The organism is Streptomyces sp. NPDC006207 (assembly GCF_040613835.1).
In the GTDB taxonomy this organism is placed as follows: Bacteria; Actinomycetota; Actinomycetes; order Streptomycetales; family Streptomycetaceae; genus Actinacidiphila.
On record NZ_JBEXSX010000009.1, the window covers coordinates 125,238 to 145,766 of the forward strand.

The 20,529-nt window shown below is 72.1% G+C and carries 28 protein-coding genes; 3 read left to right on the plus strand and 25 right to left on the minus strand.

Annotated features, from left to right (window positions below; translation table 11 throughout):
• Window positions 1–107: 107 nt before the first annotated feature.
• The 11 genes from ABZ312_RS09645 to ABZ312_RS09695 all read right to left on the minus strand — a co-directional run bounded on the left by ABZ312_RS09645 (window position 108) and on the right by ABZ312_RS09695 (window position 8,033).
• Entirely contained in the window at window positions 108–941 is an 834-nt protein-coding gene (locus tag ABZ312_RS09645; protein WP_500437061.1) for a hypothetical protein, read from the minus strand.
• Window positions 942–1,014: 73 nt separating this feature from the next.
• Window positions 1,015–2,742, minus strand: a complete 1,728-nt coding sequence (locus ABZ312_RS09650) for a DNA cytosine methyltransferase (protein WP_500437062.1) — start codon at window positions 2,740–2,742, stop codon at window positions 1,015–1,017.
• 36 nt (window positions 2,743–2,778) lie between these two features.
• Complete coding sequence (locus ABZ312_RS09655; RefSeq protein ID WP_500437063.1) at window positions 2,779–3,369, minus strand: hypothetical protein; 591 nt, start codon at window positions 3,367–3,369, stop codon at window positions 2,779–2,781.
• 83 nt (window positions 3,370–3,452) lie between these two features.
• Complete coding sequence (locus ABZ312_RS09660) at window positions 3,453–4,277, minus strand: class I SAM-dependent methyltransferase (RefSeq protein ID WP_500437064.1); 825 nt, start codon at window positions 4,275–4,277, stop codon at window positions 3,453–3,455.
• A gap of 70 nt (window positions 4,278–4,347) precedes the next feature.
• On the minus strand, window positions 4,348–4,668 hold the full coding sequence (locus tag ABZ312_RS09665) for a hypothetical protein (RefSeq protein ID WP_500437065.1): 321 nt from the start codon (window positions 4,666–4,668) through the stop codon (window positions 4,348–4,350).
• A 94-nt stretch (window positions 4,669–4,762) separates the two neighbouring features.
• On the minus strand, window positions 4,763–5,779 hold the full coding sequence (locus ABZ312_RS09670; protein ID WP_500437066.1) for a DUF3560 domain-containing protein: 1,017 nt from the start codon (window positions 5,777–5,779) through the stop codon (window positions 4,763–4,765).
• A 41-nt stretch (window positions 5,780–5,820) separates the two neighbouring features.
• Complete coding sequence (locus tag ABZ312_RS09675; protein WP_500437067.1) at window positions 5,821–6,210, minus strand: hypothetical protein; 390 nt, start codon at window positions 6,208–6,210, stop codon at window positions 5,821–5,823.
• 60 nt (window positions 6,211–6,270) lie between these two features.
• Entirely contained in the window at window positions 6,271–6,441 is a 171-nt protein-coding gene (locus ABZ312_RS09680; protein WP_500437068.1) for a hypothetical protein, read from the minus strand.
• 71 nt (window positions 6,442–6,512) lie between these two features.
• Window positions 6,513–6,782, minus strand: coding sequence for a hypothetical protein (locus tag ABZ312_RS09685; protein ID WP_500437069.1), 270 nt, complete (start codon window positions 6,780–6,782; stop codon window positions 6,513–6,515).
• Between the two features lie 160 nt (window positions 6,783–6,942).
• Entirely contained in the window at window positions 6,943–7,578 is a 636-nt protein-coding gene (locus ABZ312_RS09690; protein ID WP_500437071.1) for a hypothetical protein, read from the minus strand.
• 71 nt (window positions 7,579–7,649) lie between these two features.
• Window positions 7,650–8,033 carry a hypothetical protein gene (locus ABZ312_RS09695; RefSeq protein ID WP_500437073.1) on the minus strand — a complete coding sequence of 128 codons (384 nt, stop codon included), beginning with the start codon at window positions 8,031–8,033 and terminating at the stop codon, window positions 7,650–7,652.
• Between the two features lie 184 nt (window positions 8,034–8,217).
• Here ABZ312_RS09695 and ABZ312_RS09700 point away from each other — a divergent pair, with 184 nt between their 5' ends.
• A complete protein-coding gene (locus tag ABZ312_RS09700; protein ID WP_500437075.1) occupies window positions 8,218–8,496 on the plus strand; it encodes a sigma-70 family RNA polymerase sigma factor in 279 nt (92 codons plus the stop codon).
• A gap of 59 nt (window positions 8,497–8,555) precedes the next feature.
• Here ABZ312_RS09700 and ABZ312_RS09705 read toward each other — a convergent pair whose 3' ends face one another.
• The 7 genes from ABZ312_RS09705 to ABZ312_RS09735 all read right to left on the minus strand — a co-directional run bounded on the left by ABZ312_RS09705 (window position 8,556) and on the right by ABZ312_RS09735 (window position 14,290).
• Complete coding sequence (locus ABZ312_RS09705; protein WP_500437077.1) at window positions 8,556–8,915, minus strand: hypothetical protein; 360 nt, start codon at window positions 8,913–8,915, stop codon at window positions 8,556–8,558.
• Window positions 8,916–9,125: 210 nt separating this feature from the next.
• The gene (locus ABZ312_RS09710) at window positions 9,126–9,524 is read right to left on the minus strand and encodes a hypothetical protein (protein ID WP_500437079.1); all 399 of its coding nucleotides are present in this window, start codon (window positions 9,522–9,524) and stop codon (window positions 9,126–9,128) included.
• Between the two features lie 37 nt (window positions 9,525–9,561).
• Complete coding sequence (locus ABZ312_RS09715; protein WP_500437081.1) at window positions 9,562–10,776, minus strand: hypothetical protein; 1,215 nt, start codon at window positions 10,774–10,776, stop codon at window positions 9,562–9,564.
• A gap of 138 nt (window positions 10,777–10,914) precedes the next feature.
• Complete coding sequence (locus tag ABZ312_RS09720) at window positions 10,915–11,544, minus strand: hypothetical protein (RefSeq protein ID WP_500324179.1); 630 nt, start codon at window positions 11,542–11,544, stop codon at window positions 10,915–10,917.
• Window positions 11,545–11,573: 29 nt separating this feature from the next.
• Window positions 11,574–12,071, minus strand: a complete 498-nt coding sequence (locus ABZ312_RS09725) for a hypothetical protein (RefSeq protein ID WP_500437082.1) — start codon at window positions 12,069–12,071, stop codon at window positions 11,574–11,576.
• 53 nt (window positions 12,072–12,124) lie between these two features.
• Window positions 12,125–12,484: a hypothetical protein gene (locus ABZ312_RS09730; RefSeq protein ID WP_500437084.1), complete on the minus strand. Its 360-nt coding sequence runs from the start codon at window positions 12,482–12,484 to the stop codon at window positions 12,125–12,127.
• A 195-nt stretch (window positions 12,485–12,679) separates the two neighbouring features.
• Entirely contained in the window at window positions 12,680–14,290 is a 1,611-nt protein-coding gene (locus tag ABZ312_RS09735; RefSeq protein WP_500437086.1) for a hypothetical protein, read from the minus strand.
• A gap of 162 nt (window positions 14,291–14,452) precedes the next feature.
• Here ABZ312_RS09735 and ABZ312_RS09740 point away from each other — a divergent pair, with 162 nt between their 5' ends.
• Window positions 14,453–14,707: a hypothetical protein gene (locus ABZ312_RS09740; protein WP_500437087.1), complete on the plus strand. Its 255-nt coding sequence runs from the start codon at window positions 14,453–14,455 to the stop codon at window positions 14,705–14,707.
• Between the two features lie 63 nt (window positions 14,708–14,770).
• Here the strand turns inward: ABZ312_RS09740 and ABZ312_RS09745 are convergent, their stop codons facing one another.
• The 7 genes from ABZ312_RS09745 to ABZ312_RS09775 form a co-directional block, all read right to left on the minus strand.
• Window positions 14,771–15,007 carry a hypothetical protein gene (locus ABZ312_RS09745; protein WP_500437089.1) on the minus strand — a complete coding sequence of 79 codons (237 nt, stop codon included), beginning with the start codon at window positions 15,005–15,007 and terminating at the stop codon, window positions 14,771–14,773.
• A 26-nt stretch (window positions 15,008–15,033) separates the two neighbouring features.
• Window positions 15,034–16,098, minus strand: a complete 1,065-nt coding sequence (locus ABZ312_RS09750) for a hypothetical protein (protein WP_500437091.1) — start codon at window positions 16,096–16,098, stop codon at window positions 15,034–15,036.
• Window positions 16,095–16,499, minus strand: a complete 405-nt coding sequence (locus tag ABZ312_RS09755; RefSeq protein ID WP_500437093.1) for a hypothetical protein — start codon at window positions 16,497–16,499, stop codon at window positions 16,095–16,097. Before ABZ312_RS09755 ends, ABZ312_RS09750 begins: the two co-directional genes overlap by 4 nt.
• Window positions 16,500–16,526: 27 nt before the next feature.
• Complete coding sequence (locus tag ABZ312_RS09760; RefSeq protein WP_500437095.1) at window positions 16,527–17,333, minus strand: hypothetical protein; 807 nt, start codon at window positions 17,331–17,333, stop codon at window positions 16,527–16,529.
• The gene (locus ABZ312_RS09765; protein ID WP_500437097.1) at window positions 17,330–18,001 is read right to left on the minus strand and encodes a nuclease-related domain-containing protein; all 672 of its coding nucleotides are present in this window, start codon (window positions 17,999–18,001) and stop codon (window positions 17,330–17,332) included. Before ABZ312_RS09765 ends, ABZ312_RS09760 begins: the two co-directional genes overlap by 4 nt.
• Window positions 18,001–19,062 (minus strand): hypothetical protein, encoded by a 1,062-nt coding sequence (locus ABZ312_RS09770; protein ID WP_500437098.1) that lies wholly within the window; start codon window positions 19,060–19,062, stop codon window positions 18,001–18,003. Before ABZ312_RS09770 ends, ABZ312_RS09765 begins: the two co-directional genes overlap by 1 nt.
• Window positions 19,063–19,309: 247 nt before the next feature.
• The gene (locus ABZ312_RS09775) at window positions 19,310–19,495 is read right to left on the minus strand and encodes a hypothetical protein (RefSeq protein WP_500437100.1); all 186 of its coding nucleotides are present in this window, start codon (window positions 19,493–19,495) and stop codon (window positions 19,310–19,312) included.
• Window positions 19,496–19,844: 349 nt separating this feature from the next.
• On the opposite strand from ABZ312_RS09775, the gene ABZ312_RS09780 reads away from it, so the two are divergent.
• The gene (locus ABZ312_RS09780) at window positions 19,845–20,156 is read left to right on the plus strand and encodes a hypothetical protein (protein WP_500437102.1); all 312 of its coding nucleotides are present in this window, start codon (window positions 19,845–19,847) and stop codon (window positions 20,154–20,156) included.
• The last annotated feature ends 373 nt before the right edge of the window (window positions 20,157–20,529 follow it).

The following is a 20,529-nucleotide window of genomic DNA, read 5'->3' on the forward strand; positions in this document are numbered from 1 at the left end:
GGAATCGTCAAGGTGGCCGGGTTGACCTGGGCGTTCCCATCGGGCCGGTGACGAGCCGTCAGGAGGCAGGGAGGGCCTGGGAAAGGTCCCGGCCCCTCGCGCGGCGGTCAGTCGCCGGCGGCCGCGGTGCGGTGCTGGGCGATGCGGGCGGCCACGGCCGCGACGACGGCCCGGGTGTCGGCGCGCAGGTCGGTGTCGCGCGAGCGGTAGATCTCTTCGTGCTCGCCGCTGTAGCCGCCGTCGGGGTAGAAGCAGGCCAGCCAGCCGTGGTGGTCGCCGACCGGGTACGCGACTTCGTTCTCGCGCGGGCCGCCCTCGGCGCCGTTGATCCAGATCGCTGCGTCTCCTCCGAGGTCCATGGCGAGCCATCCCCCGCTGCTGTCGCCGTCGCCCCGCGCGGCGAAGCCGGCGATCCGCAGCTCCCGGTACAGGTAGCTCGCGGCCGTCCCGGGGCGGTGGTCGCCGTACCGGGCCATGTCGGTGGCGAGCAGCAGCTGCTTCACGTCGTCGGTGAGGGCCGTGTCGGTGAGGTCGATGAACGCGCCGCCGTTGAGGCTGTGGTCCCACTCGGCTCCGGCGTACGAGGCGGGGTCGTCGAGCCACATCGGCGCGCCCTCGGAGGTCAGTGCGCTGAGGTCCGGCACGTTCCACGCCCAGGTGCCGGTCCCGCTGGGGAAGCGGTCGTGGGGGACCGTCACGGAGAAGACGGCCCGGCCGTCGGGGTCGTCGAGGACTGCGGCGATCTCGCGGACCATGGCGTCGACGGCGGCCGGGCTGAACCGCATCGTCCAGTCGTCGAGCTCTCCGGTGATCTCAAGGCCGCTGCCGTCGGCGCGGCGGAGGCGGACCCGCATCCACTTGTCGTCCTCGTACACGGTGTTGAAGCCGGCCACGAGGATTCCGGCGGCCTGGGTGAGGGCGGGCATGCCGATGAGGCGCATAGCTGTCTCCTTCGGGAGGGAGGGGGAGGTGGGTGCCGGGGGCGGGCGGTCGCCCGCCCCCGGCGGTGGGGGGTCAGGCGGCGGTGCCGAACCGGTCCTGCGGGGCGTGGCGGTCGATGTCTTCGCCGGTGATGCACTCGACGAGGGCGCAGAGGATGACCTCGGCGGCGGGCGGGGTGACGGCGTTGCCGTACTGGCGGACGCGGTCCCGCTTGGAGCCGAGGACCACGTAGTCGTCGGCGAAGGCCATGGCCCTGCCGATCTCGTGGGGCTGGAGCATCCGGAACAGGACGTCGTCGACCTTGACGGGGCCGGAGACCAGCGCGTACCGGTCGCGGGTGGTCAGGGCGCCGACGGGCTCACCAACGGGGCGGGCCTGGCCGTTGCCGTAGTACGGGACGAGGAGGTGCTGCCAGGTCAGGAGCGACTGGGGGCTCGTCGTGGTCATCGTGCGGAGCGGCTCGTCGACTGTCGTGCAGTGCTCGCCGCCCGCGCCCTTGCTGCCGTTGTTCCGCATGACCATGGCGGGCGTGATGAGGCCGTGGTGGTTGCCGGATGCGGTGACGGTGCACAGGGGGTCGGCGACCGATCGGGCGGTGCTGGCGCCGCCCCGGATCTCGGCCACGAAGGGCAGCCAGGCAAGCCCGGCTTCGGCCCGCGCGGTCTGGGTGCCCATGGGCAGGTACGCGCTCTTGCCGATCTTTCCGTCGCGGCCGTCGCACGGGACGATCAGGGGCGGTACGGCGAGGGCGTCGTTCTCGCGGGTCGTGCGGGTCGGCATCGGCCCGGCCAGGCTGGAAGCGTCGTCCCGCCAGGTGCCGCCGGTGGGCACGACCATCGGCTGAGCGAACTTCTCCAAGCCCGCTTCGATGCGGCGGATCGTCTTCTCCGCGAGCGGGGTGTCACGGTCGCCGATGCGGGTCCCGGCGATGCTCCAGTCGATGGCGACGGCCGCGGGAAGCGTCTCGGGCTCCACGATCTGGTTGCGGCATTTCACCTGCGGGCACCGGTACACGTACTGGGAGCCGTACCGGCCCATGTCGGCGCCGTCCTTCTTGAAGACCTGCACCGCGGACACCCAGGCGTCGCAGCCGGTGCAGTACGCCTTGGGGCGGAGCCACTTGTTCCAGTCGGGGGTGCGGCCGAGGCTCTTGTGCCAGTACGCCACGTACAGGCGGTCTCGGGACTGCGGGGCGCGGTGGACGCTGCGCGGGTCGGCGTGCATCGAGTTCAGGGCGATGACCCGCACGTGATAGCCGAGCTTCTTGATCTCGCCGATCCAGCGGTCCCACTCGTCCCACGCCCGGACGTCGACCACGTTCTCGACGCACCCAGCCTTGACCAGCCCACCGCGCTCCTGGACCCCTCGCAGGTAGAGCGGGATTTCCTCCATGAGAGCGCGCGACTCGGACTCTTCCCGGGTGACGTCGCTGTCCCTCTCTTCGTCGGCCGTCTGGAACTTCTGGGCCTCCATCTCGGCGTACAGGTCGAGGAGATCGCCCTGCAGTGCCTTCGCGAAGTTCCGCGCCTTCCCCTGGGCGATGCTCCACTTGGTGCACTCCGGGCTGCCCCAGTGGAGGTCTGTGACCGGCCAGGCCCACACGGGGGCCTTGCGGATGTCGCCCATGTAGTGGGCCACGCCGGGGAAGTTCCGCTGGTGGGACTCGATCGCCCGCTTCCAGTGGTTCGCCGCCCGGGTCACCTTGAGGCCGGGCACCTTCTCGGCGGCCTGGCTGGAGCCGCCTGCGCCGCAGAACCAGTCCTGTACTGAAAGGAATTCGCCGTCGTGTCGGTAGGCCACTGTTCTGCTCCTTGCTTGCGGTTGAGGGAGGGGAGGTCAGGCGCAGGGCTGGGCGGATTCGGTCCAGCGCAGGTAGCGGCCGGTCGCCGCGAAGTGGGCGCGGCTGGCCTCGGAGTCGAGGTCGTAGTCGCCGAGGGCGCCCTGACTCGGGTCGCACCCGCAGTCGCACGGCTTCTTGGCCGGCTGGGTGTCGCGGGTCAGGTCGCAGTTCCCGCACTGCGTCTCGTGCCAGTCCTGGTCGAAGCCGCAGGCGCACCACCAGCCGGCGAAGGACCAGGCCCAGGACCCGCCGCCGATGTCGTAGAGGCCACGGCTGTCCGGCTGGACGATGTCGGTGACCGCCTCGGGGCCCTCGTCGAAGTACCTCCAGCTGACGATCAGGACGACCGCCCGCGGCTGGCCCTCGCTGTCGGTGCCGCCGTCGATGACGTGCACGGTGTCGTAGGCGTCGCGGCCGAGCTGGGCGGCCACCTCCTGCGTGCGGGCGGCGAGCTGGCGGACGGCGTCCAGCGCGAAGTGCGGGTGGAGGAAGCCGTTCCACCGGTGCGCGGGGTCGACCTGGGCCTCGAAGGGGCCAAGCAGGTCGTCGATGCCGACTCGGGTGGCGATGCGGCCGGTGCGGGTCATGCGCGGTGCCTTTCTGCTGGTGCGGTTGAGGGGGTGCGGGGCGGGCCGGGAGCCCGCCCCGCGCGGGTCGTAGTGGGTACCCACTACGCGGCGAACAGGTCCAGCTGCCGGGGCTGGGCCTGGTGCCATCCGTGGTGGTGGAGCGGGCTGTCGGGGCCGGTGGCCAGGACGCAGAGCACGGTGCGCATGTGAGTGCCGGAGGACTCGAACGCCCTGTCGGGCAGCTTGATCAGTTCGCCGTCGGCTTCTTTGACCAGCTCGCGGAACCGCTCGGTGGGGCGGTCGCTGTTGTACGTGACGTACTCGGGGAGTACGGAGACGAGGAGGGCGTCCGGGCCCATGAAGCCGATGGCGTGGTTGAGGTGGTCGAGGGCCTTGCCGAACGGGGGGTTCATCAGGACCCGGCGGAACCCGGTCTCGTAGTCGAGCGGGTCGATGGTGAGGAAGTCCCGGTGCAGGACCTGGCGGGCGGCGCCCTGTTCGCGCAGGAGATGGGCGCGGCGCTCATCGATCTCGACGCAGTCGACGATGGCGCCTCGTCCGGCGGCCGGTCCGGCGACCGCCCCGGCCCCGGCGGAGGGTTCGAGGACGGTCATGCCGGTGCGGATGCTCGCGATCTCCAGCATCTGGTCGACGACGGCCGGCGGGGTGGGGTACCACCCCTGGTCGAAGCGCGAGGGGAACTCGCCGATCATGAGGGCCTGCCGCACGAAGTCCTCGATGGGGAACGGGAAGACGTGGGCGCGGACCTTCTTGCGGCCGTCCCATTTCCCGCCGAAAGCCTTCAGGATGTGATTCAGGCGCTTGTAGGTGAGGTCGTCGAGGGTGAACGGGATCCGCACCCTGTCGCCCGTGATTTCGGTCCGGCGGTCGGTGAGGACGGCGAGGACGTCGCTGGGGATCTGCATCGGAGGCTCCTTCGTGGTCGAGGGGTGGGGCGCACCGCACTTGCCGTGGTGCGCCCCGGGGCGGGTGGGGTCAGGCGATCCGGGTGTAGGTGCGGCGCCAGGCCCGGAGGCGGTCGGAGTGGAGGGCGGGCCGCTCCCAGCGGAGGGCGATGACGTTGGGGTCGAACTGGCTGACCTGGTCGTAGGCGACCTGGAGGACGGTCGTGATCTCGTCTCGCAGCTCGCTGCCGGGGATCTCGCGTTCCTGGTCGTCGGTGGTGCCGTCGGCCCGCACGATGCGGGTGGCCGCGCGGTAGCGGGCGGTCTCGTCGATGAGGAGCCGGCGGACGGTGTCCGCGATCTGGTCGTAGAACTGGTCGAGGGTGACGGGGCGGGCGATGGTGGCTCGCATGCGGACTCCTTTGTGCTCTTGGGGTTTGGGTGGTTTGTGGTGCTACTTCATTCATTCCGCCGGTCGTCGTGGGTACCCACTACGCAGCCGGTGGTTACCCGGTTGTCACAGTTGGGACGGTTTCGCCGGGCTGCTGGGCGGCGGCCTCGGCCCGCTTCTGGGCCATCTCTTCGGCGCCGATGCGGCCGGTGACGCCGTCGTACGGGAGGCGGGCGTCCCAGGAGTACTGCCGCGTGGCCTGGGTGATGATCTTCCGCGGGTCGGGGCCGCCGGGCACGGTCAGGGTCTTGGTGTTGACCCGCAGGACCTCGTACCAGCGGCCGCCCACGCGGACGAAGTCGCCCTTCGTGAAGTCGCCCTTGCCCCAGACCTTGAAGCCCTCTTCCACGGCCTGGTCGACGATGGCCTGCCAGTACGCGATCTGTTCGGTGTACTCCGCGTGCCGCCGCTCCAGCTCCTCGATGTAGGAGGGGGCGGCGTTGACCTCGCGGGCCCGCTGCTGCTCGCGCTCGTTGCCCCGGACGTCGGCCTGCAGCTTCTCGATGCGGCGCAGGGTGCGGGCCGGGTTGGTGCGGTGCTGCTCGTAGTGGGCGGAGGCGTCCGCGCGGCCCTGGAGGTAATCGGCCTTCTTCTGGCCGTCGATGGAGCGGCGGGCGAGGGTGTCCATGCGGGCGAGGTCCCGGCGGTGCCGCCCCTCGGAGTGGTGGCCGACCTTGATGGGTTCACCCTGGAGGACCTGGCCGAGTCGCCTCCCGGCCGCCCAGTCGGCTTCGGACTGGGAGGCGGCCCGGCCGGCTCGCTCGCCGAACGAGAGCGCCCGGTCGACGGCCCGCTCGTTCCGCTCCTCTTCGGCCTCGGCGAAGCTGCGGGCCTGGGTCTCGTCGATCTCGACGGTGACGGTGTGCCCGGCCGCCTTGAGGGCGTCGCGGGCCGAGTCGATCCGCCACGTCTGGGCGCGCTTGTCGCGGGAGTGCGGGAGGTAGATCTGCCCGAGCGTCCGCGAGTACCGGAAGCCGTACGGGCTCATCAGCTGATAGACGCCGTCGCCCTTGCTGGACCCGTCGACGAGCGTGCCTTCGGCGCGGGTGTGGTTGATCGTGATGTCGGCCATGGGTGGGTGCCTTCCTGGTGGGGTGAGGTGGGGTCTGGGGGCTACCGGGCGTCTTCGATGTGGTCTTCGGGGATACGGAGGAACCGGGCCAGGTCGCCGCGGGTCATGGCGCGGTCCGACACGTACAGGGAGTCGTCGGACAGGCCGGTGATCTCGAAGCCGTCGTCGAAGAGGTCGACGGCGGCGGTCTCGCAGGTGATGGCGGCCCGCATGGCGGTGGCCAGTACTGCCTCGCCGCTGAGCGGCGGGGGCTCGGGCAGCTTGCCCGCCATGTCCGCGTGGACCAGGTCGTCGACCCGCTTTGCGAGGGCCTGCTGCCGGGGGGTCATGTCGAGGTGGTCGAAGAAGGTGGCGACGCGCAGGGCGCGCAGCAGCTCCTCCAGCTCGTCGGCGGTGAAGTGGTGGGCGATGGGTCCGGGCTTGCGGGCCATGGGTGTCCCTTCGGGGGTGGAGGAGGGGCGGCGGGGCCGGGTGGCCCCGCTGGCGGGGGGTCAGGTGGTGGGGGTAGCCGCGTGGCGGGCGTCGAAGGCGGCCAGGTATTCGTCCATCTCGGCCTTGCCCGCGACCTGCAGTGCGGCGAGGTTCGCCGGGGTCGGGTTCGCGCGGTAGGCGGCCTCTGCGGCCTGGCGGGCGGTGGTGGCGGGGGTCTGGGTGCGGGTCATGGCGCGCTCTCTTCCTTCGTCGTGGGTTGAGGGGGGAGGCCGGCGGGCCCGGGTGGGCCCGCCGGGGTGGGTCAGAGGACCCGGGTTGCGGCCATGGCCGCCTCGACGATTCCGATCGTCTGGGCCGGGGTGGCCGTGATGCCGACGAATTCGACGCCGCCCCATCCGTCCCGGTGGGTGACCGTCGCCGGGCCGCTGCCGGTGGGGAGCTGGACCGTCCAGGTGTAGGAGCCGTGCCGGACTTCGGTGACCGGGCCGAGGTTGGTGACCCTCCAGCTGGTGGCGCGGGCGGCCTCGGCGAACACCGCGTCGGTGGTGGCGGTGGTGATGGTGGCCGTCATGGCGGGCTCCCTGGGGGTTGGTGGTTTGTGGTGTGTTGTTCTACTTTCATCCTTCCTGACCCACCGTTAGCCAACCTCGTTTGGCTAAAGAGTTTCCGGGAATTTCAGGCCGCTGACCTGGGGCGATGCCCCACGCGGCTGCCTTGCGTGGGGCGTTCGCTCAGCTCGCTGCGGGCTGCGCGTACTTCTGGGTCGCGGCGAGGAAGTCGCGGATGCCCTCCTGGACCATGAGGCCGTCCGCGACGCCCACCAGGTTGCCGGCGGGCCCGGGGGTGCCGTCCACGAGCCGGTCGGTCAGCGCCGACCGCACCTCGGCCAGCGTCTCGAAGAGATCCACGTTCGCGGCCGCGGCGAGGAGCCTGCGCCACGGCAGGGCGTTGGCGGTGACGCGCATCAGGCGCGTGATCTCGTCGGCGCCGATGACGCGGTCTTCGCTCATCAGGACCGAGGCGATCCGGGCCCGCTCGAACTGCTCGGCCCGCAGCGCCCGGTGGGCGAGGTCGAGGAGGCCGCGCTTGCGGGGGTCGGTCTCGACGTCCGGCGCGGGCGCCTCGTCCACGAAGGCCTGCCCGCTCGGGTTGATCACGAGCGGCTGGCCCTGCGCCAGCGAGTACGAGAAGTCTCGCGTGGTCCAGCCGTGGTTCTCCAGGGCCCACATGGTCTGGACCCAGACCTCGTTGGTGCCGTCGGGGTTGAGGACGCGCAGGTTCTTGCGGGGGCCGAACTCGCGGACGGTGACGCCGCCAGCGGCGATGAGGCGGAGCGCTTCGAGCTGGAGGGTGTTCGGGCGGATCACGTCGGTTCTCCTTGGATCGGGTTCTGCTGGGGTGGGAGGGCCGCCCGCCCGGTGCGGGCGGCCCGGGGTGGTCAGGCGGTGGCGGGGGCGCCGGCCTCGATGTCCATGCCGTCGGTCACGTTGATGAAGCGGCGGAGGCCCATGTCCTCGTGGTGGCGGGCCGCGTTGGTGACCTGGCCGGTGCTCATCGAGAACCCGTAGTGGAGCAGGGCCTCCAGCGCCTCGGCCCGCTGCCTGTCCAGGCCGTCACGGACGCCGTGCCGCTCGATGCGCACCATCAGCTCCCGCCACGGCTTGGCCTGGCCGTCGGCGGCCAGTACGGCGTCCATGAGGCCGTCGACCGGGGAGCCGGGGATCGTGAGTGCGTCGGTCAGGGCCTTGCGGGCGGACTCGGCCTTGGCGAAGGCGCCGTTGGCGCGGGCGGTGAGCTTGGTGAGGGCGGTGGTGGCGTCCATGGCGGGCTCCCTGGGGGTTGGTGGTTTGTGGTGGGTTGTTCTACTTTCATCCTTCCTGACCCACCGTTAGCCAACCTTGTTTGGGTAAAAGATTTCGGGGAATTTCCCGCCTCTGACCTGCGGCGATTCCCCCCGGGGGTCACGTCCGCTGGCCGGGCTCGTGGGTACCCACTACGATCGGGGCGTGGACAGCACACCCCAACTCCCCGAGCCGTTCCGCGCGCTGGCCGACCTGGCGGCCGGGCCGGTCACCATCGACCACGCCAAGGCCCTGACGGACGCCCTCCTGGCGATCCCCGACCTGCAGCGCTGGCTCCGCGCCCAGCGGCAGCAGACGGTGCGGTCCCTCCTGGACGAGGGCCGCACCCGCGACGAGATCGCCCCCCACCTCCAGGTCACCCCGCAGCGGGTCGCCGACATCGCGGCCGGCCACCGAAGCACGTCGGCGCCGCGCCAGAACTGACGGCCTCACGGGCGGACGCCCCACCCGGTCCGGGTGGGGCGCCGTCGTCTCCTGGGTGACTAACACCCACATACCCCGTTGCGGGACGGGACCTGGAAACACCCCATACAGGTCCGGGAGAGCACCGCCGCCGCCTCCTTCCGGTTCTCCTCCCGACCACGTTCGGCCTTCGCCTTCTCCGTCCGGGCGTAGTCCTCACCGGCCTGGGCCATGTACCGGTCGATCTCCCTCTGCTCGGTCGTCCACCGGTCCAGACTCTCCTCCCGTCGTTGGGCCGGAGTGAGGGTCGCCAACCTCGCCTCCTCGACCCGGAGGCGGGCCTGCTCCTCCACCAGGGAGTCGAAGAACTCCGGGGACATGGTCGGGGGACGGTGGGTGAGGTCGAGGTCGAGGATTTCCGAGGAGATGTAACGGTCCATGACGTCCTCCGTGGTGGTGGTTGGTGGTGGAGTGTCGCTCCTCATTCATGCCTGACCCACCTCTGACCAACCTCGTTTGGGTAAAGAGTTTTGGGGCCCTGACCTGCACGGACACCGTCCGGACACGGCCCCCGCCGGACGTCCGGACAGTGTCCGGACACGAGGAGGGCCCGCCTCGGCGGGTGCCGGGCGGGCCCTTCGGCCTGCTGGTCAGGCGGTGGCGTCCACCAGCTGCTGGCGGAGGTCGTCGACGTCGGCGTATTCGATCTCGGTCGACACCGACGAGTGCTTGCCCTCTTCGTCGTCCCATGCCTGGTCGTAGACCGGCTGGTCGGTGCGGAGGAGCAGGTCGCCGTCGTCGGGGGTGACGACGAGCCTCCCGGTGCGGGAGGTGCCCGCCCACGCCTGCCAGGCGTTGTGTCCGGTGACCTGGTCGAGAGCCGCCAGGATGAGGGGGGCGTGGTCGGCGGGGACGCGCAGGGCGTGGGCGTCGACGCGGCGCGCGGCGAACCCCTCGGTGGGCCCGTGGGCGGTCAGGTAGAAGGACTCTCGCCGGACCTCGGTGCGGTACGGGCCCATGGCGGGCGTGGGTTCCTGGATCGCTCCCATCGGCGGGGCTCCTTTTGCTCGGGCTGGCGTGGCCAGGCTAGTGGTGGTGGGTGACAGCGGTCGGGACTCCGCCGAACAGGCCGAGCTGTTCGGGGCCCAGGATGATGTGCTCGGCGGGGGTGCGGTCCTCGGCGATCGGGCTGCGCCAGTCGTCGAACGTGAGCGGGGGCGGCGGGGGCGGGGGGTTCTCGGCGTCGGCGCGCAGCTCGTCGACGAGCTCGGCGGGGATGCGGTGCTCGGCGATCTGCTCGGCGGTGGGCACCCACCCGGCCGGGCGTCGGGCGGTCGGGTTGCGGATGCCCTCGGCCTGCACCCACACCGCGCGCAGCCGGTCCTCGCGCGCTTCAGCGGCCTGGCGCAGCTCGAAGGCCGCGCGCCAGATGTCGTGAGCGGCGCGCCGCAGGGCGTCGTCCTTCCTGGCTTCGTGCGCCCGGCGGGCGGCCTCTTCGCCGCCGAGGAGCGGGCGCAGCGGTTCGGCCTCCGCCTTCTCGTCCTTCTCGGCCGGGGTGGGCTTGTGCCGGGCCCAGACGAGCAGTGCCCGCCGGCCGTCGGCGGTGGCTTCCACGCGGCGCCGTCCGTTGACGTCGGGGGCGCTCGAGGACAGGAGGCCTGCGGTGACGAGCGGGGGGAGGAGGTGAGCGGCGATGCGGTAGCCGTCGCGGCCGGGGATGGGCACGTGGCGGACGGTGCCGTCGGGGTCGATGCGGACCTGGCCGGCCCACGCCCAGGCGGCGAGGGCTGCCTGGCGCCGGGACCAGCCGAGCCCTTCGGCCTGGCGCTGCTGACGGTAGCGCTCACGCCAGTCGTCGGCGGGCTCGGCGGCCGTCGGGGCGACGTCCTCGGTGGGCTCGGGCTCGGGCGCGGGCTCCGGGGTGGGCTCGGGCGCGGGCTCCGGGGTGGGCTCGGGCGCGGGCTCCGGGGTGGGCTCGGTGGGGGCCGGGGGCGGGGTCTGGCGGGCGCGGTCGCACGGGCCGTTGGTGATGATGACCATGGGGCGCCCGCTGGTGCTGTAGGTGACCGAGACGCGGAAGGCCCACCCGGCCTCGGCGGCCAGGCGCTCGATCTCGTCCGCGTGCTGGGCGGCGACCTCGTCGCCGTGGCGGGAGAGGAGGAGGACGGTGGTCGCGTTGCGCTCGCCGTTCCGGTACTCGCCGACCACCTTGAAGTCGCGGCCGGTGCCCTGGGCGAGGCCGAGGCCGCGGAGGACGCGGGCGATGGCTACGGAGGGGGTGCGGGCAGGAGGGAGGGCCATCGTGCGTCCTTTCAGGGGGTTTGGTACTACTTCCTTCATTCCGAGGTGAGCCCTAGTCCAACCTCGTTTGGCTAAGAAAGGCCGGGGGATTTCCAGCCGTTGAGCAGACCGGTCACCCCCCGGCGCGGCGGGGTGAGGTCAGGCGAACCGGGCGGCCGGGCGGGTCAGGCCCGTGACGAACGCTCCGGTGACCTCGCGGAGGTGGTTGCGGGCGCGGACCATCCGGGCCTCTTTCGGGTCGTCGCCGGCGGCCGCGGTCATGCCGCAGGTGCAGTAGGTCAGGCCGCGGTCCGGGTGAGGGGTTCGCGGCCGGTGGTGGTAGGCGAGCAGGCCGAGGCGGGCCGCGAGGGTGAGGCGGACCCGGCCGCCGGGGGCGTCGGTGACCATGCCGAGCTTGTGGAGGGTGAGGCCGGTGACGGCCTCGATGCCGTCCTCGCCGATGATGACGACTCGCCTGCTGCGGGGGCTCTCCCAGCGGGACCGGGAGTGGGCGTCGATGGTCTCCAGGTCGTGGCGGACGGTGCCGCCTCGGAGGACCGAGGTCAGCAGCTCGGTCGGGGTGAGGCGGATCGAGCGCTCCACGGTGTCGACCTGGCCGTCACCGGGGCCGAACTGGAGGCGGGTCCAGGAGATGAGGGCGCCGCCGTCGCGCCGGGCTTCGATGTGGAGGCCGCGGCGGTGGCTGCGGGCGAGCAGGGTCAGTGCGTGCGCCTCGCTGGCGGTTCCGGTGGTGGTGCCGCCCGCGTGGGTGATCGTCTCGTGGAACATCGGGTCCTCCTCGTTGGTCTGGTGGCTGGTCAGGCGGTGGGCTGGAAGCGGTCGGTGGCGACGTCTTCGGTGAGCCGGTCGAACTTGCGGTGGAGGGCGAGGAGCGCGGTGGCGACGAAGCGGACGCTGCTGTCGGTGTCGCTGTCGAACGCGTCGTGCAGGACGGTCGCGATGCGCGCCCGGAGGTCCTGGTCCTGCCAGCGGTGGGCGGGGCGGGCGGGGTTGAGGTCGGGCAGCTCGGGCACGCGGCCGGTGATCGTGGCGGTGATGTACTCCAGCGCCGTGGCGGAGATGTCGTCGCTGTCCTCGGCGATCTCTCCGGCCTCGTGCAGGGCGGCCGCCGCGGCGTCGGGCATGTCGGTGGCGGGCGGTGCCGCCTCGAGGACCGTCGCCGCGGTGTCGAGGAGCGCGGCGATCTCGCGGGGCTCGGGGCGGCTGGTGCGGAGGGCGTTGTGGGCGAGGAGGACGTGGGCGAAGGCGCGGGCGAGGCGGGCGGCTCGCTGCTGGGGGGTGTAGGTGCTGGTCATGTCCGGTCCTTCCGTGGGGCGGTAGGGCCGGGCGGTCGCCCGGCCCCGAGGGGTCAGGCGACCGCGGCGATGCGGACCGCGATCGCGTGATAGCAGGCGTACGGGCGGGTCTTGAGGCCGGCCGGGCAGTTGCACTGGCCGGTGGCCGCCGTGCGGTAGGTCTTGGAGCCGTCGGAGGAGACGACTTCGAAGACCCGCTTGGCGCGGAGGGGGAGGACGCCGCCCTGCTCCAGCAGCTCGACGGCCTTGGCGACCAGGTGCGGCTTGTAGGGGGCGACGACCTCGGAGCGGCTGGCCTTGCGGATGCGGGTGCGGCATTTCGGGCCGTACCCGTCGGGGCTCGGGCAGCGGAGGAGGCGGTTGCACCGGCGGCACCGGGTGGTCTCGGTGGTGGTGTTCTGGGTGCCGTCCATGGCTGCCGCCCTTCGCTGACCTGGTGTTTTGTGGTTTGGTGTGACACCTCATTCATTGACCAAATGCCGTTGGATACCCTCGTTAGCCAAAGGGATTTGGTCAAATGATCGTCAAGCGGGGGCGGGCGGGAAGAGGCCGGACAGCAGGACGCCCCGCCTGCGGCAAGTGCAGGCGGGGCGTCGTCTTGGGGGACGTCAGTCCGCGGGGCGCTGGGCGAAGACGCAGATCCCGCTACCCGTCGGGCGGGTGACGGTCCATCCGGCCATCGTGAGCTTGTCCGCGAGGATAGCCAGCGACGGGCCGTGCCAGCCGTGATCGGCGGACACGGCGCGCCCTGCCTCGATCCAGTAGGCGGCGACCCGGCCGAGGCCGCGGGGTTCGATCAGGTAGCCGTGCAGCTCGGGGTCGGCCTGGTGAGGTTCCGTCACCTCGGTGTCGTCGGCCACGACCGCCGGGCGCAGGGGGCGCAGGGCCTCGCGGGCGGCGTCGATGTCCGGGTGTGCGGCGTGCCGGGGGGCGACGCCCTCGGCGGTCGCCGGCCGCCCGGGGACGACGGCTTCGACGACGGGGCGGGCCTTGATCTGCCGGAGGTCGGGGGCGTGGATGTCGCGCTCCACGGTGACGACGTCCCAGGTGGCGTCTCCGAGGGGCAGGGCCACCTTCCACGGCGAGCGGTAGGTCTTGGTGCGGTCGGCGTCGGTGACGCCGTGGACTTCGGCCCACCAGTCGCACTGGCCGGTCTCTCGGGCCCCGGTGACGCCGGTGTCGTTCACGGTGAGGCGGGCGCCGAAGGCGTGGAGGACGTCGCCCTTGAGGACGTCGGTCCGGGGGATGGAGAGGGTGAGGCGTTCGGTGCCGCTCTTGGCGATGACCTCGGCGTACAGGGGGTCGGCCTGCTCCAGGTACCGCAGGGCCTCGGTCAGCTCGCGCAGCGCCTCGGCCCATACCGGGTCGTTCGGGTCAGGGCTGGTGCGGACGCGGACGGCGGACAGGGTGGCGACCCGGCGGGCCTCGGGGATGCGGGAGGTGTCGACGCGCTGCACCGTGGCCGGGTCGACCATGCCGCCGCCGTCGACGATGACCGCGGTCGGCTGTCCCTTCGCCCGGTACATGCCCTTCACGGTGCGGGCGGCGCCGTCGGGGCAGATGACGCGGTCACCGGCGGCGAACTCGGGGGCGGTGGCGGCCAGGAGCGGGCCGGACAGCTTGCACCGGCGCGGTGCGACGTCCGCCCGGTACTCGGCCGCTGCCTTCTCGGCCTCGGCGAGCGTGGCGTACGTGCCGATCAGGCTGGACTTGAGCGGGCACTTGCAGTTGATGTGGACCGTGGCGAGGGGGCCGGTGTTCCGGAAGGCGCGGACGGCGACCCGGATGACGTCGCCGGCGGCCGGGGCTTCGTCGGCCTCGGCGGGCTCGTCGGCCGCCGCGGGCTCCTCGACCAGGTCGGTGATGCCGGGGTGGACGGGGTAGCCGAGTTCGCGGGCGATCTTGGCGGCCCGGGCCGCGGCCTCCGCGTACTTGCCGTCCCGGTAGTCGCCGACGGGAGTGGTGAGGGCGTGGAACTCGCCGTGCTCCTCCGTGATCGAGTGCGGCCAGGCCTCCACGAGGAAGCCGACCACCTGCTCCTCTTCGACGACCAGCACGTCACCGTCGTTGATGTCCTCCCGGCACTGGGTGGCGTCGTAGGCCGTCGCGGAGTCCCAGAAGCGGTGGATGCCGCTGGCGCGCTCGGCGTCGACCTGCTCGAAGAGGTCGGCGAGGCCGGCGGCCGCTGCGGTCTGGGGGGTGCTGTTGGGGTCGATCACGGTAACTCCCTTTTTGTGGTGAAGTGTTACACATTCATCATTCTCCAAACCACCTTGGATACCCTCGTTACGCAAATGAATTTGGGGAAATTTCGACCGCCTCACCTGCATAAACAGCCGCGCCGCCTTCCTGTCCAAGTCGGCTTGTGCAACCATTTCGGTATGAGCGACGAGTACAGGCCCAGCGAAGAACTCCTGGCAGACGTCCGCGCCTGGGAGGAGTCGGTCAGGGAGGAAAGGCGGCTGCGTCAGGCCATGCGCAAACGCATCGCCGACGAGCTCAAGGCGACGGGCGTCACCAACAGGACCATCGCCCAGCACCTGCCGATGACCGAGGAGAACGTCCGCCTCATCGCCCGCGAGTACGACGTCCCCCACCTCCGCACGCCCAAGGACCCGGAGACGGCCAGCGGCTGACGACACCCCAGGCAGCAGGAAGGCCCGCGCACCCCAGGTGCGCGGGCCTTCGTCGTGCGCGGGTCAGAACCGGATCAGGCACGCCACGACGAGCACGACCGCCAGGACCACGGCGGCGATGCGCTGCTCGCGCGGGAGGTCGAGGAGGCTCATCCGCTGCGGGGCGATGACGTGCTCGCCGTCCGGGATGTGGCCGCCGTGGAACAGGTCGCGGTGGCTGCTGCGGTGCTGGTTCAGCTCGTGGCGGCTGTGGGCCGCCGGGGACGTCGTGCGGCACTGGTCGCACCGGTAGCGGTACATGGCGGTCCTCCTCGTCCTCGTCTGTCCTACTTATGGTGGCGGATCCGCCAGGCATTCGGACCCCGTTCGGGGTCAGGAACGATGCTGAAATCCTGTTCGGACCGCTCCCCGCTCCGCTCTCCGCCCCGCTCCCCGCGACCGGAGAGCGGCGGAGAGTTTGCAGGTCGGCGCCGGTCTCCGCCGCGCGGAGACCGCGAGGGGGCCTCTTCTGGGCCTCCCTCGGGGGAGGGGAGTGGAGGGAGGTCTTTCCGGTGTACTCCCTGCCTCCCCGCAACCCCCCTCGCGCGGAACTTCCTGGAGGGGTTGAAGCCGGCCGCGATGAGGTGCTTACGGAGCTGCTCGTCGGTGGCTTTCTGCAGCCCGGGGAAGCGGGCCCGCATGGCCGGTCGGAGGTCCTGCAGATGCACCCCGTTCTCGGTCCCGATCTCGGCCCGGATCAGGGCCGTCAGCAGGTCCTCTTCCGGGGTCTCGGCGGAGGCCTCTTCCTCCTCCCCGTCGACGTCGTCGGCGGGGGTCTCCTCGTCGGCCTCTTCGGGGTCCGGCCGCTCCGCCTTCCCCTTCCCCTTGCCCTTGCCCTTGCCCTTGCCGCGCTGGCGGCCGCGTTCGGCTTCGGCGGCGGCCCACCGGTCGGCGAGTGCCGCGCCGAGGATCCAGGCCACGGCGAGGCCGAGCAGGGCGCGGAGCGGCCACAGGGCGACCGCGCGCCACAGGCAGTAGCCGACGACGACCGCTCCCCCGAGCCGGTAGACGAGTGAGCCGCCGCTCTTGCCGCGCGTGCCGGTGAGCCAGCCGACGACCAGCTGCAGCAGAACGCCGCTCCCGTTGGGGAAGCGGCGCAGGAGGGCGGCGAGGCCGCGGCCCGCCGCACGGGCGGGACGGCGGCTGACGTCTATGCCGAGCTGAGCCATCTCGCCGGCGGCGCCGCGCGGGTCAAGGTAGGGACGGAGGTCGGGCATGGTGAACGCCCGCCCGGGCGCGGCCTCCTCCCCCGCGTCGTCGACCAGGTCGTGCTCCTGGTCCTCGACGTCGACCAGCTGCTCCCCCGGAGGCTCGTCGCCGCCGGGGTCGGGCACGGCGTGGAGGGCGCTCATGCCGCGCTCTGGGCGATGTCGTGGATGCGGTCGGCGAGGATGCCCCACGCTCCCCCGGCCCCGGCCGCGACGTACCAGAACGCGATGCCCATGATGCTGATGCCGCGCAGCGTCAGCTTCTTCCACAGGATGATGATGACCATGGTGAGGGCGAGGGCGGGCATCGTCAGGCCGGGCATGATGCCCTGCGTCAGGCCGATGCCGTCGCCGACGAGGTCGGAGACGAACGAGAACGGCGGCCCGGCTGCCTTGAAGGCGCTGCCCGCCACCATGCTCAGGACGAGGCACGCGCCCCACGGGAGCGGCTTGAGCCGGCCGCCGGGCTGGGTGCCGAGGAGCAGCAGCGCGGACAGGGCGAGGGCGACGCCGACGGTGCCGAGCGATCCGAGGAAGCTGTTCACGGGCTTGTTCCGTTCCGGGAGGGGCGGTCAGGTGGGGTCGCCGTAGAGCAGGACGCCGACGACGAGGGATGCGGCGGGCACGCGCAGGAGGAGGGCGAGGCCGGGCCACCAGCCGCGGGTGCGCCAGTCCACCCAGGCGATCCCAGCGGCGACGGCGTACCAGAACAGGCAGTTCGGGTCGGCCCATGAGCTGCTGGTGGCGACCAGGTACGCGGTCTCTGCGGTGAAGAACTGAGGCAGACCGAAGGCGAAGCCCAGCGCGAGCGCGCCGCCGTTGTAGATGGCCCACCGGTGGTGTCCGGACATCGTCCGGACCGACATGAGCAGCGACTTGCGGCGCTTCGGGACGCCGGGGGCGGCGAACGGCGGGCGGCGCTGCGGACGTGCCCGCCGCGGCTCCTCCTCGTCCTCGTCGTCGTCCTCGTCGTCGCCCTCCTCCGCCGTCTTCGTCTTCTTGACGGTCCGGGTCTTCGGGCGGCGGGCGGTCCGCTTCGGCTCGTCCTCGCCGTCCTCTTCCTCTTCCTCCTCGTCCTCGGTGTCCGTGTCCGTGTCCGGACGCCGTGTCCGTGGGCGCCGGACAGGCCGCCTGCGCTTCGGCTCCTCCCCCGGCTCCTCCTCTTCGGGCTCGCCGTCCGGGTCTTCCTCATCGCCGTCCGTCGTCGGCTTGGTCTTGCCGAGGATCCAGAGCGGCGGCGGGTGCGGCCACCGGCGGGGCTGCGGCGTGCGCTCCTCGGTCTCCTCCTCCGCGTCGCCGGTCGGCGTGTAGCCGACGCCGAAGTGACGGAGGATCATGCCGATGCGCCGCTCGTCGGCGCCGGGCTCGGTGGTGGTCATCGGGTCACGTCCGTTCGCGGCGGGAGCTTGCGCAGGGCAAGCTCGGTGAGGTGGCGTCGGCTGCTGCGGCCGTGGGGGCGGCCGAGGCGCCGCATGACGTCGCAGGCGCGGTCGGCGGACACGATGCGGACGCCCCGGAACGACAGCTGCTTGTCGGCGACCCGGGCGCCCTGGACGACGACCAGGGGCACCACGGGGACGCCGAGGGCGCGGGCGACGGCGGCGGCCTCGTGGGCGAGGGCGTCGAGCCGGCCGGTGACGATCCGGCCGCCGTGCATCAGGTGCTCACCGGAGACGTAGACCGGGAACCGGGCGTCCCAGCGCTTCGTGTCCGGCAGGATCACCGTGCCCGTGGGGCTGATGGCGAGGTGGTCGACGTTGGCGCGGCCGGTCGGCAGCGCCCGGTCGTGGAGGACCGTCCAGCCGTGGATGCGCAGCCGGTTGATCTGGCGGGCGGTGCGCCGCTCCCCTTCGGCGCCCGCGTCGTAGCGGCGGGCCAGGTGCTCGGCGCGGGTGCTGATGCCGAGGAGCGTGGCGAGCCGTACGGCCGGGGTGCGGAGCTGGCGGGCGCGGGCGGCGGCCGACGCCCCCGCACCACCGCGGTGCTGGAGGCGCCGGTACGCCCACACGGCCAGGCCGGCGAGGACGAGGAGCGTGACGAGGCTCATCAGGCGCGCCGCCTGTTCTTCTGCGGGTTCTCCTGGCGGTGCCGGGTCCGGATCACGGTTCCGGCGAGCTTGCTGTCGTCGCGGTCAGGGTGGGCGGCCCGCACGCGCTCGATCAGGTCCTCGTCGCTGATGTCCTTGTCCTTGGCGAGTTCGGACCGGATGGTGGCCGCGATGGACCCGCCGACCGGCGCGACGGGCGGCACCGGCGTGGGCGGCTCCTCGGCCGTGTCCGGCGCGGTGTCCTCGTCGTGTCCGGACACTGTCCGTGCAGGCTCCGGCGCCGTGGGCGCGGGCTGTCCGGACGGGTCCGGGTCCGGGCGTCCGGACGTGTCCGCGACGTGTCCGGGCACCTCGACGGCCGGGAGCGGCTGCGCGGGCACGCTGAGGATCTCGGCGGCCGTCGACGCCTGCGGCCCGTATACCGCCTCCGCGTATCGCCGGTGCTTGTCGAGGCGGCGGAGCTGTCCTGCCACGGCGAACGTCGCGGCGATCTTCTCCCGCTGGCGGCTCATCCAGAACCGCGTACCTTCGCTGAGCGGCACCGCGTACGTGCGCAGGACCATCCACCACAGGCCCTTCGACAGCAGCGGCACCGCGGCCGCCACGCCACCGGCCGCCCATTGCTCCATGACGCCGCCGAACGCGACGATCGAGCCCATCGAGATGCCCAGCGCCACCCAGCCGACGTTGCGGACCACGCGGGCCCGCTTCGTGTCCCACCGCTCAACGTGCTCCATGCCGATGCTGGCGAGCCAGGCCAGGTCAAAGACCAATGCCACGGTGTAGGCCACGGCGCTGTGCACGACCCGGTGCAGGAGGCCACCGACGGCGGCCGTGGTGCCCGCGATGGCCAGCACCGTCACGCCGACCGCGACCCCGGTCACGCCGCGCACGATGATGTCGTCCCAGTCGCGCGGCGGCACCGGCTCCCAGGTGTCGTACGGCACCTGGCGGGTCTCGGGCACGCCGTTGATCACCGTCGTTTCCTCGCGGTGCCGCGTGACGGGGCGGTACTTCACTCCAGGAATGCGCGGCTGCTGCGGGTCGGGGGTCTCGGTCACGGGTCTCGCCTCTCAACTCGGCGGGGAACGTCACAGGGGCCGGGCCCGCAGGGAAGTCGGGCCCGGCCCAGCGGGACGGGGATTGGTCAGCCTCGGCGGCGGCCTCGTCGGCGGCCGGTCCGCTCGTCTTCGCGTTCGCGGTCTTCCCATGCCTGGCCCTCGCGGGCCGCCTTGGTCGCGCCACCGTTGCGGTGGAACCAACTCCGCTTCTTCGATGCGGGGTCCGGCTCGCCTCGCAGGCTCCAGGTCACGACCGGCCACCTCCCGCCAGGGCGACGGCCACGGCCTCGTTCACGTCGGGACGGCCCTTCGCGCGGGCAATGCCCTCGTCGTACTCGGTGCGGCGGGATGCGCGTTCGGCCGGCGTGCCGTAGTCGGCACGGGCCTGGCGGTGCAGCTCGGCGACCCGCTCCTCGGCGGTCGGCCGGGCCATCACGCCGCCACCTTCGTCTCGGGCGAACGGCGCGGGCCGGGGATCCGGTGCCTGGGGATCGCTGGCGCGTTGTCGTCCCACTCGCCGACGACGAACGGCAGTTCACCGGCCCCGCACTGGGGGCCAGGGAAGGTCAGATCAGTAAGGTGCACTGTGTCAGCTCCTGTGTCAGCAGGTGTCTGGCTGGCCCCGGTCGGTGTGTGAGAGCCCGACCGGGGCCGACTTGTACGCACGAGACCGCTGGGAGGTGGCCCCGTAGTACCAACCCTAGGGATTGTCCATACAAGAGGCAAGCCCTAGGGTTGGTGTTGCTCGGCCACGCTCTCGTGTCGAGAAGGGAGAGCGGACGTTGGCGAGCGAGCCTGAGGAGGTGAGAAGGCTGCGGGAAGCCATCGAGGCGTTCGCTGCCATGGAGGACGACGCCGAGTGCACAGCCGCCGTGTCCCAGGCCCTTCGGGACTGGCCGGACCTTCATGCGCGACTGCGGGAGCTACGTCAGGCCCGAGTGAACGCCCTTCGGCAGGACGAGAAGAAGACGTGGCCAGAGATCGCCGCCATCATCGGCGGGGTCACCCCGGAGCGCGCCCAGCAGATCAGCAAGGGGCTGAGCGGGGCCCAGCGAAAGAAGAACCAGCGGGCCACAGACGAGCGCCCCGAATGAGGGCGGCCGGGCGGCAGTGGCCTTTGCCGCCCGGCCCCGGGGTTGCCCTCAACCGTGGCGGGATCGTACAGGATTGCGGCTTTCGGGACGTTTGCGCTGGTCCGAACGGGGTGCGGCCCCCGCCGGGTGACTGGCGGGGGCCGCTGTGATGAGCTCACGGCCTGACCGTAGGGCCGTGGTGGTCCGGCGGGGTGGGGTGCCGGGCCTGCCTGGTGGATCCAGGTCGAGGGTAGCAGGGAGCGTTCAGCCGTATGCCGAGAGTGACGATCCGGTCGGCTGTCAGTGCCCGGGGTTAGGGTGCGCGGCATGGCCACTCCCACGCCCCAACCTCCGAGGATCGCGAACGGCTCGTGCCGGAAGTGCTTCGAGCCGT

Excerpts from the sequence above, each read along its gene's own strand:
- ABZ312_RS09710 (WP_500437079.1), bottom strand. The coding sequence starts at position 9,524 with ATGGGAGCGATCCAGGAACCCACGCCCGCCATGGGCCCGTACCGCACC.
- ABZ312_RS09725 (WP_500437082.1), bottom strand. The coding sequence starts at position 12,071 with ATGACCAGCACCTACACCCCCCAGCAGCGAGCCGCCCGCCTCGCCCGC.
- ABZ312_RS09655 (WP_500437063.1), bottom strand. The coding sequence starts at position 3,369 with ATGACCCGCACCGGCCGCATCGCCACCCGAGTCGGCATCGACGACCTG.
- ABZ312_RS09720 (WP_500324179.1), bottom strand. The coding sequence starts at position 11,544 with ATGTTCCACGAGACGATCACCCACGCGGGCGGCACCACCACCGGAACC.
- ABZ312_RS09750 (WP_500437091.1), bottom strand. The coding sequence starts at position 16,098 with ATGAGCGCCCTCCACGCCGTGCCCGACCCCGGCGGCGACGAGCCTCCG.
- ABZ312_RS09675 (WP_500437067.1), bottom strand. The coding sequence starts at position 6,210 with ATGGCCCGCAAGCCCGGACCCATCGCCCACCACTTCACCGCCGACGAG.
- ABZ312_RS09680 (WP_500437068.1), bottom strand. The coding sequence starts at position 6,441 with ATGACCCGCACCCAGACCCCCGCCACCACCGCCCGCCAGGCCGCAGAG.
- ABZ312_RS09740 (WP_500437087.1), top strand. The coding sequence starts at position 14,453 with ATGAGCGACGAGTACAGGCCCAGCGAAGAACTCCTGGCAGACGTCCGC.
- ABZ312_RS09660 (WP_500437064.1), bottom strand. The coding sequence starts at position 4,277 with ATGCAGATCCCCAGCGACGTCCTCGCCGTCCTCACCGACCGCCGGACC.
- ABZ312_RS09765 (WP_500437097.1), bottom strand. The coding sequence starts at position 18,001 with ATGAGCCTCGTCACGCTCCTCGTCCTCGCCGGCCTGGCCGTGTGGGCG.
- ABZ312_RS09705 (WP_500437077.1), bottom strand. The coding sequence starts at position 8,915 with ATGGACCGTTACATCTCCTCGGAAATCCTCGACCTCGACCTCACCCAC.
- ABZ312_RS09715 (WP_500437081.1), bottom strand. The coding sequence starts at position 10,776 with ATGGCCCTCCCTCCTGCCCGCACCCCCTCCGTAGCCATCGCCCGCGTC.
- ABZ312_RS09760 (WP_500437095.1), bottom strand. The coding sequence starts at position 17,333 with ATGACCACCACCGAGCCCGGCGCCGACGAGCGGCGCATCGGCATGATC.
- ABZ312_RS09670 (WP_500437066.1), bottom strand. The coding sequence starts at position 5,779 with ATGGCCGACATCACGATCAACCACACCCGCGCCGAAGGCACGCTCGTC.
- ABZ312_RS09745 (WP_500437089.1), bottom strand. The coding sequence starts at position 15,007 with ATGTACCGCTACCGGTGCGACCAGTGCCGCACGACGTCCCCGGCGGCC.
- ABZ312_RS09645 (WP_500437061.1), bottom strand. The coding sequence starts at position 941 with ATGCGCCTCATCGGCATGCCCGCCCTCACCCAGGCCGCCGGAATCCTC.
- ABZ312_RS09685 (WP_500437069.1), bottom strand. The coding sequence starts at position 6,782 with ATGACGGCCACCATCACCACCGCCACCACCGACGCGGTGTTCGCCGAG.
- ABZ312_RS09695 (WP_500437073.1), bottom strand. The coding sequence starts at position 8,033 with ATGGACGCCACCACCGCCCTCACCAAGCTCACCGCCCGCGCCAACGGC.
- ABZ312_RS09730 (WP_500437084.1), bottom strand. The coding sequence starts at position 12,484 with ATGGACGGCACCCAGAACACCACCACCGAGACCACCCGGTGCCGCCGG.
- ABZ312_RS09775 (WP_500437100.1), bottom strand. The coding sequence starts at position 19,495 with ATGGCCCGGCCGACCGCCGAGGAGCGGGTCGCCGAGCTGCACCGCCAG.
- ABZ312_RS09665 (WP_500437065.1), bottom strand. The coding sequence starts at position 4,668 with ATGCGAGCCACCATCGCCCGCCCCGTCACCCTCGACCAGTTCTACGAC.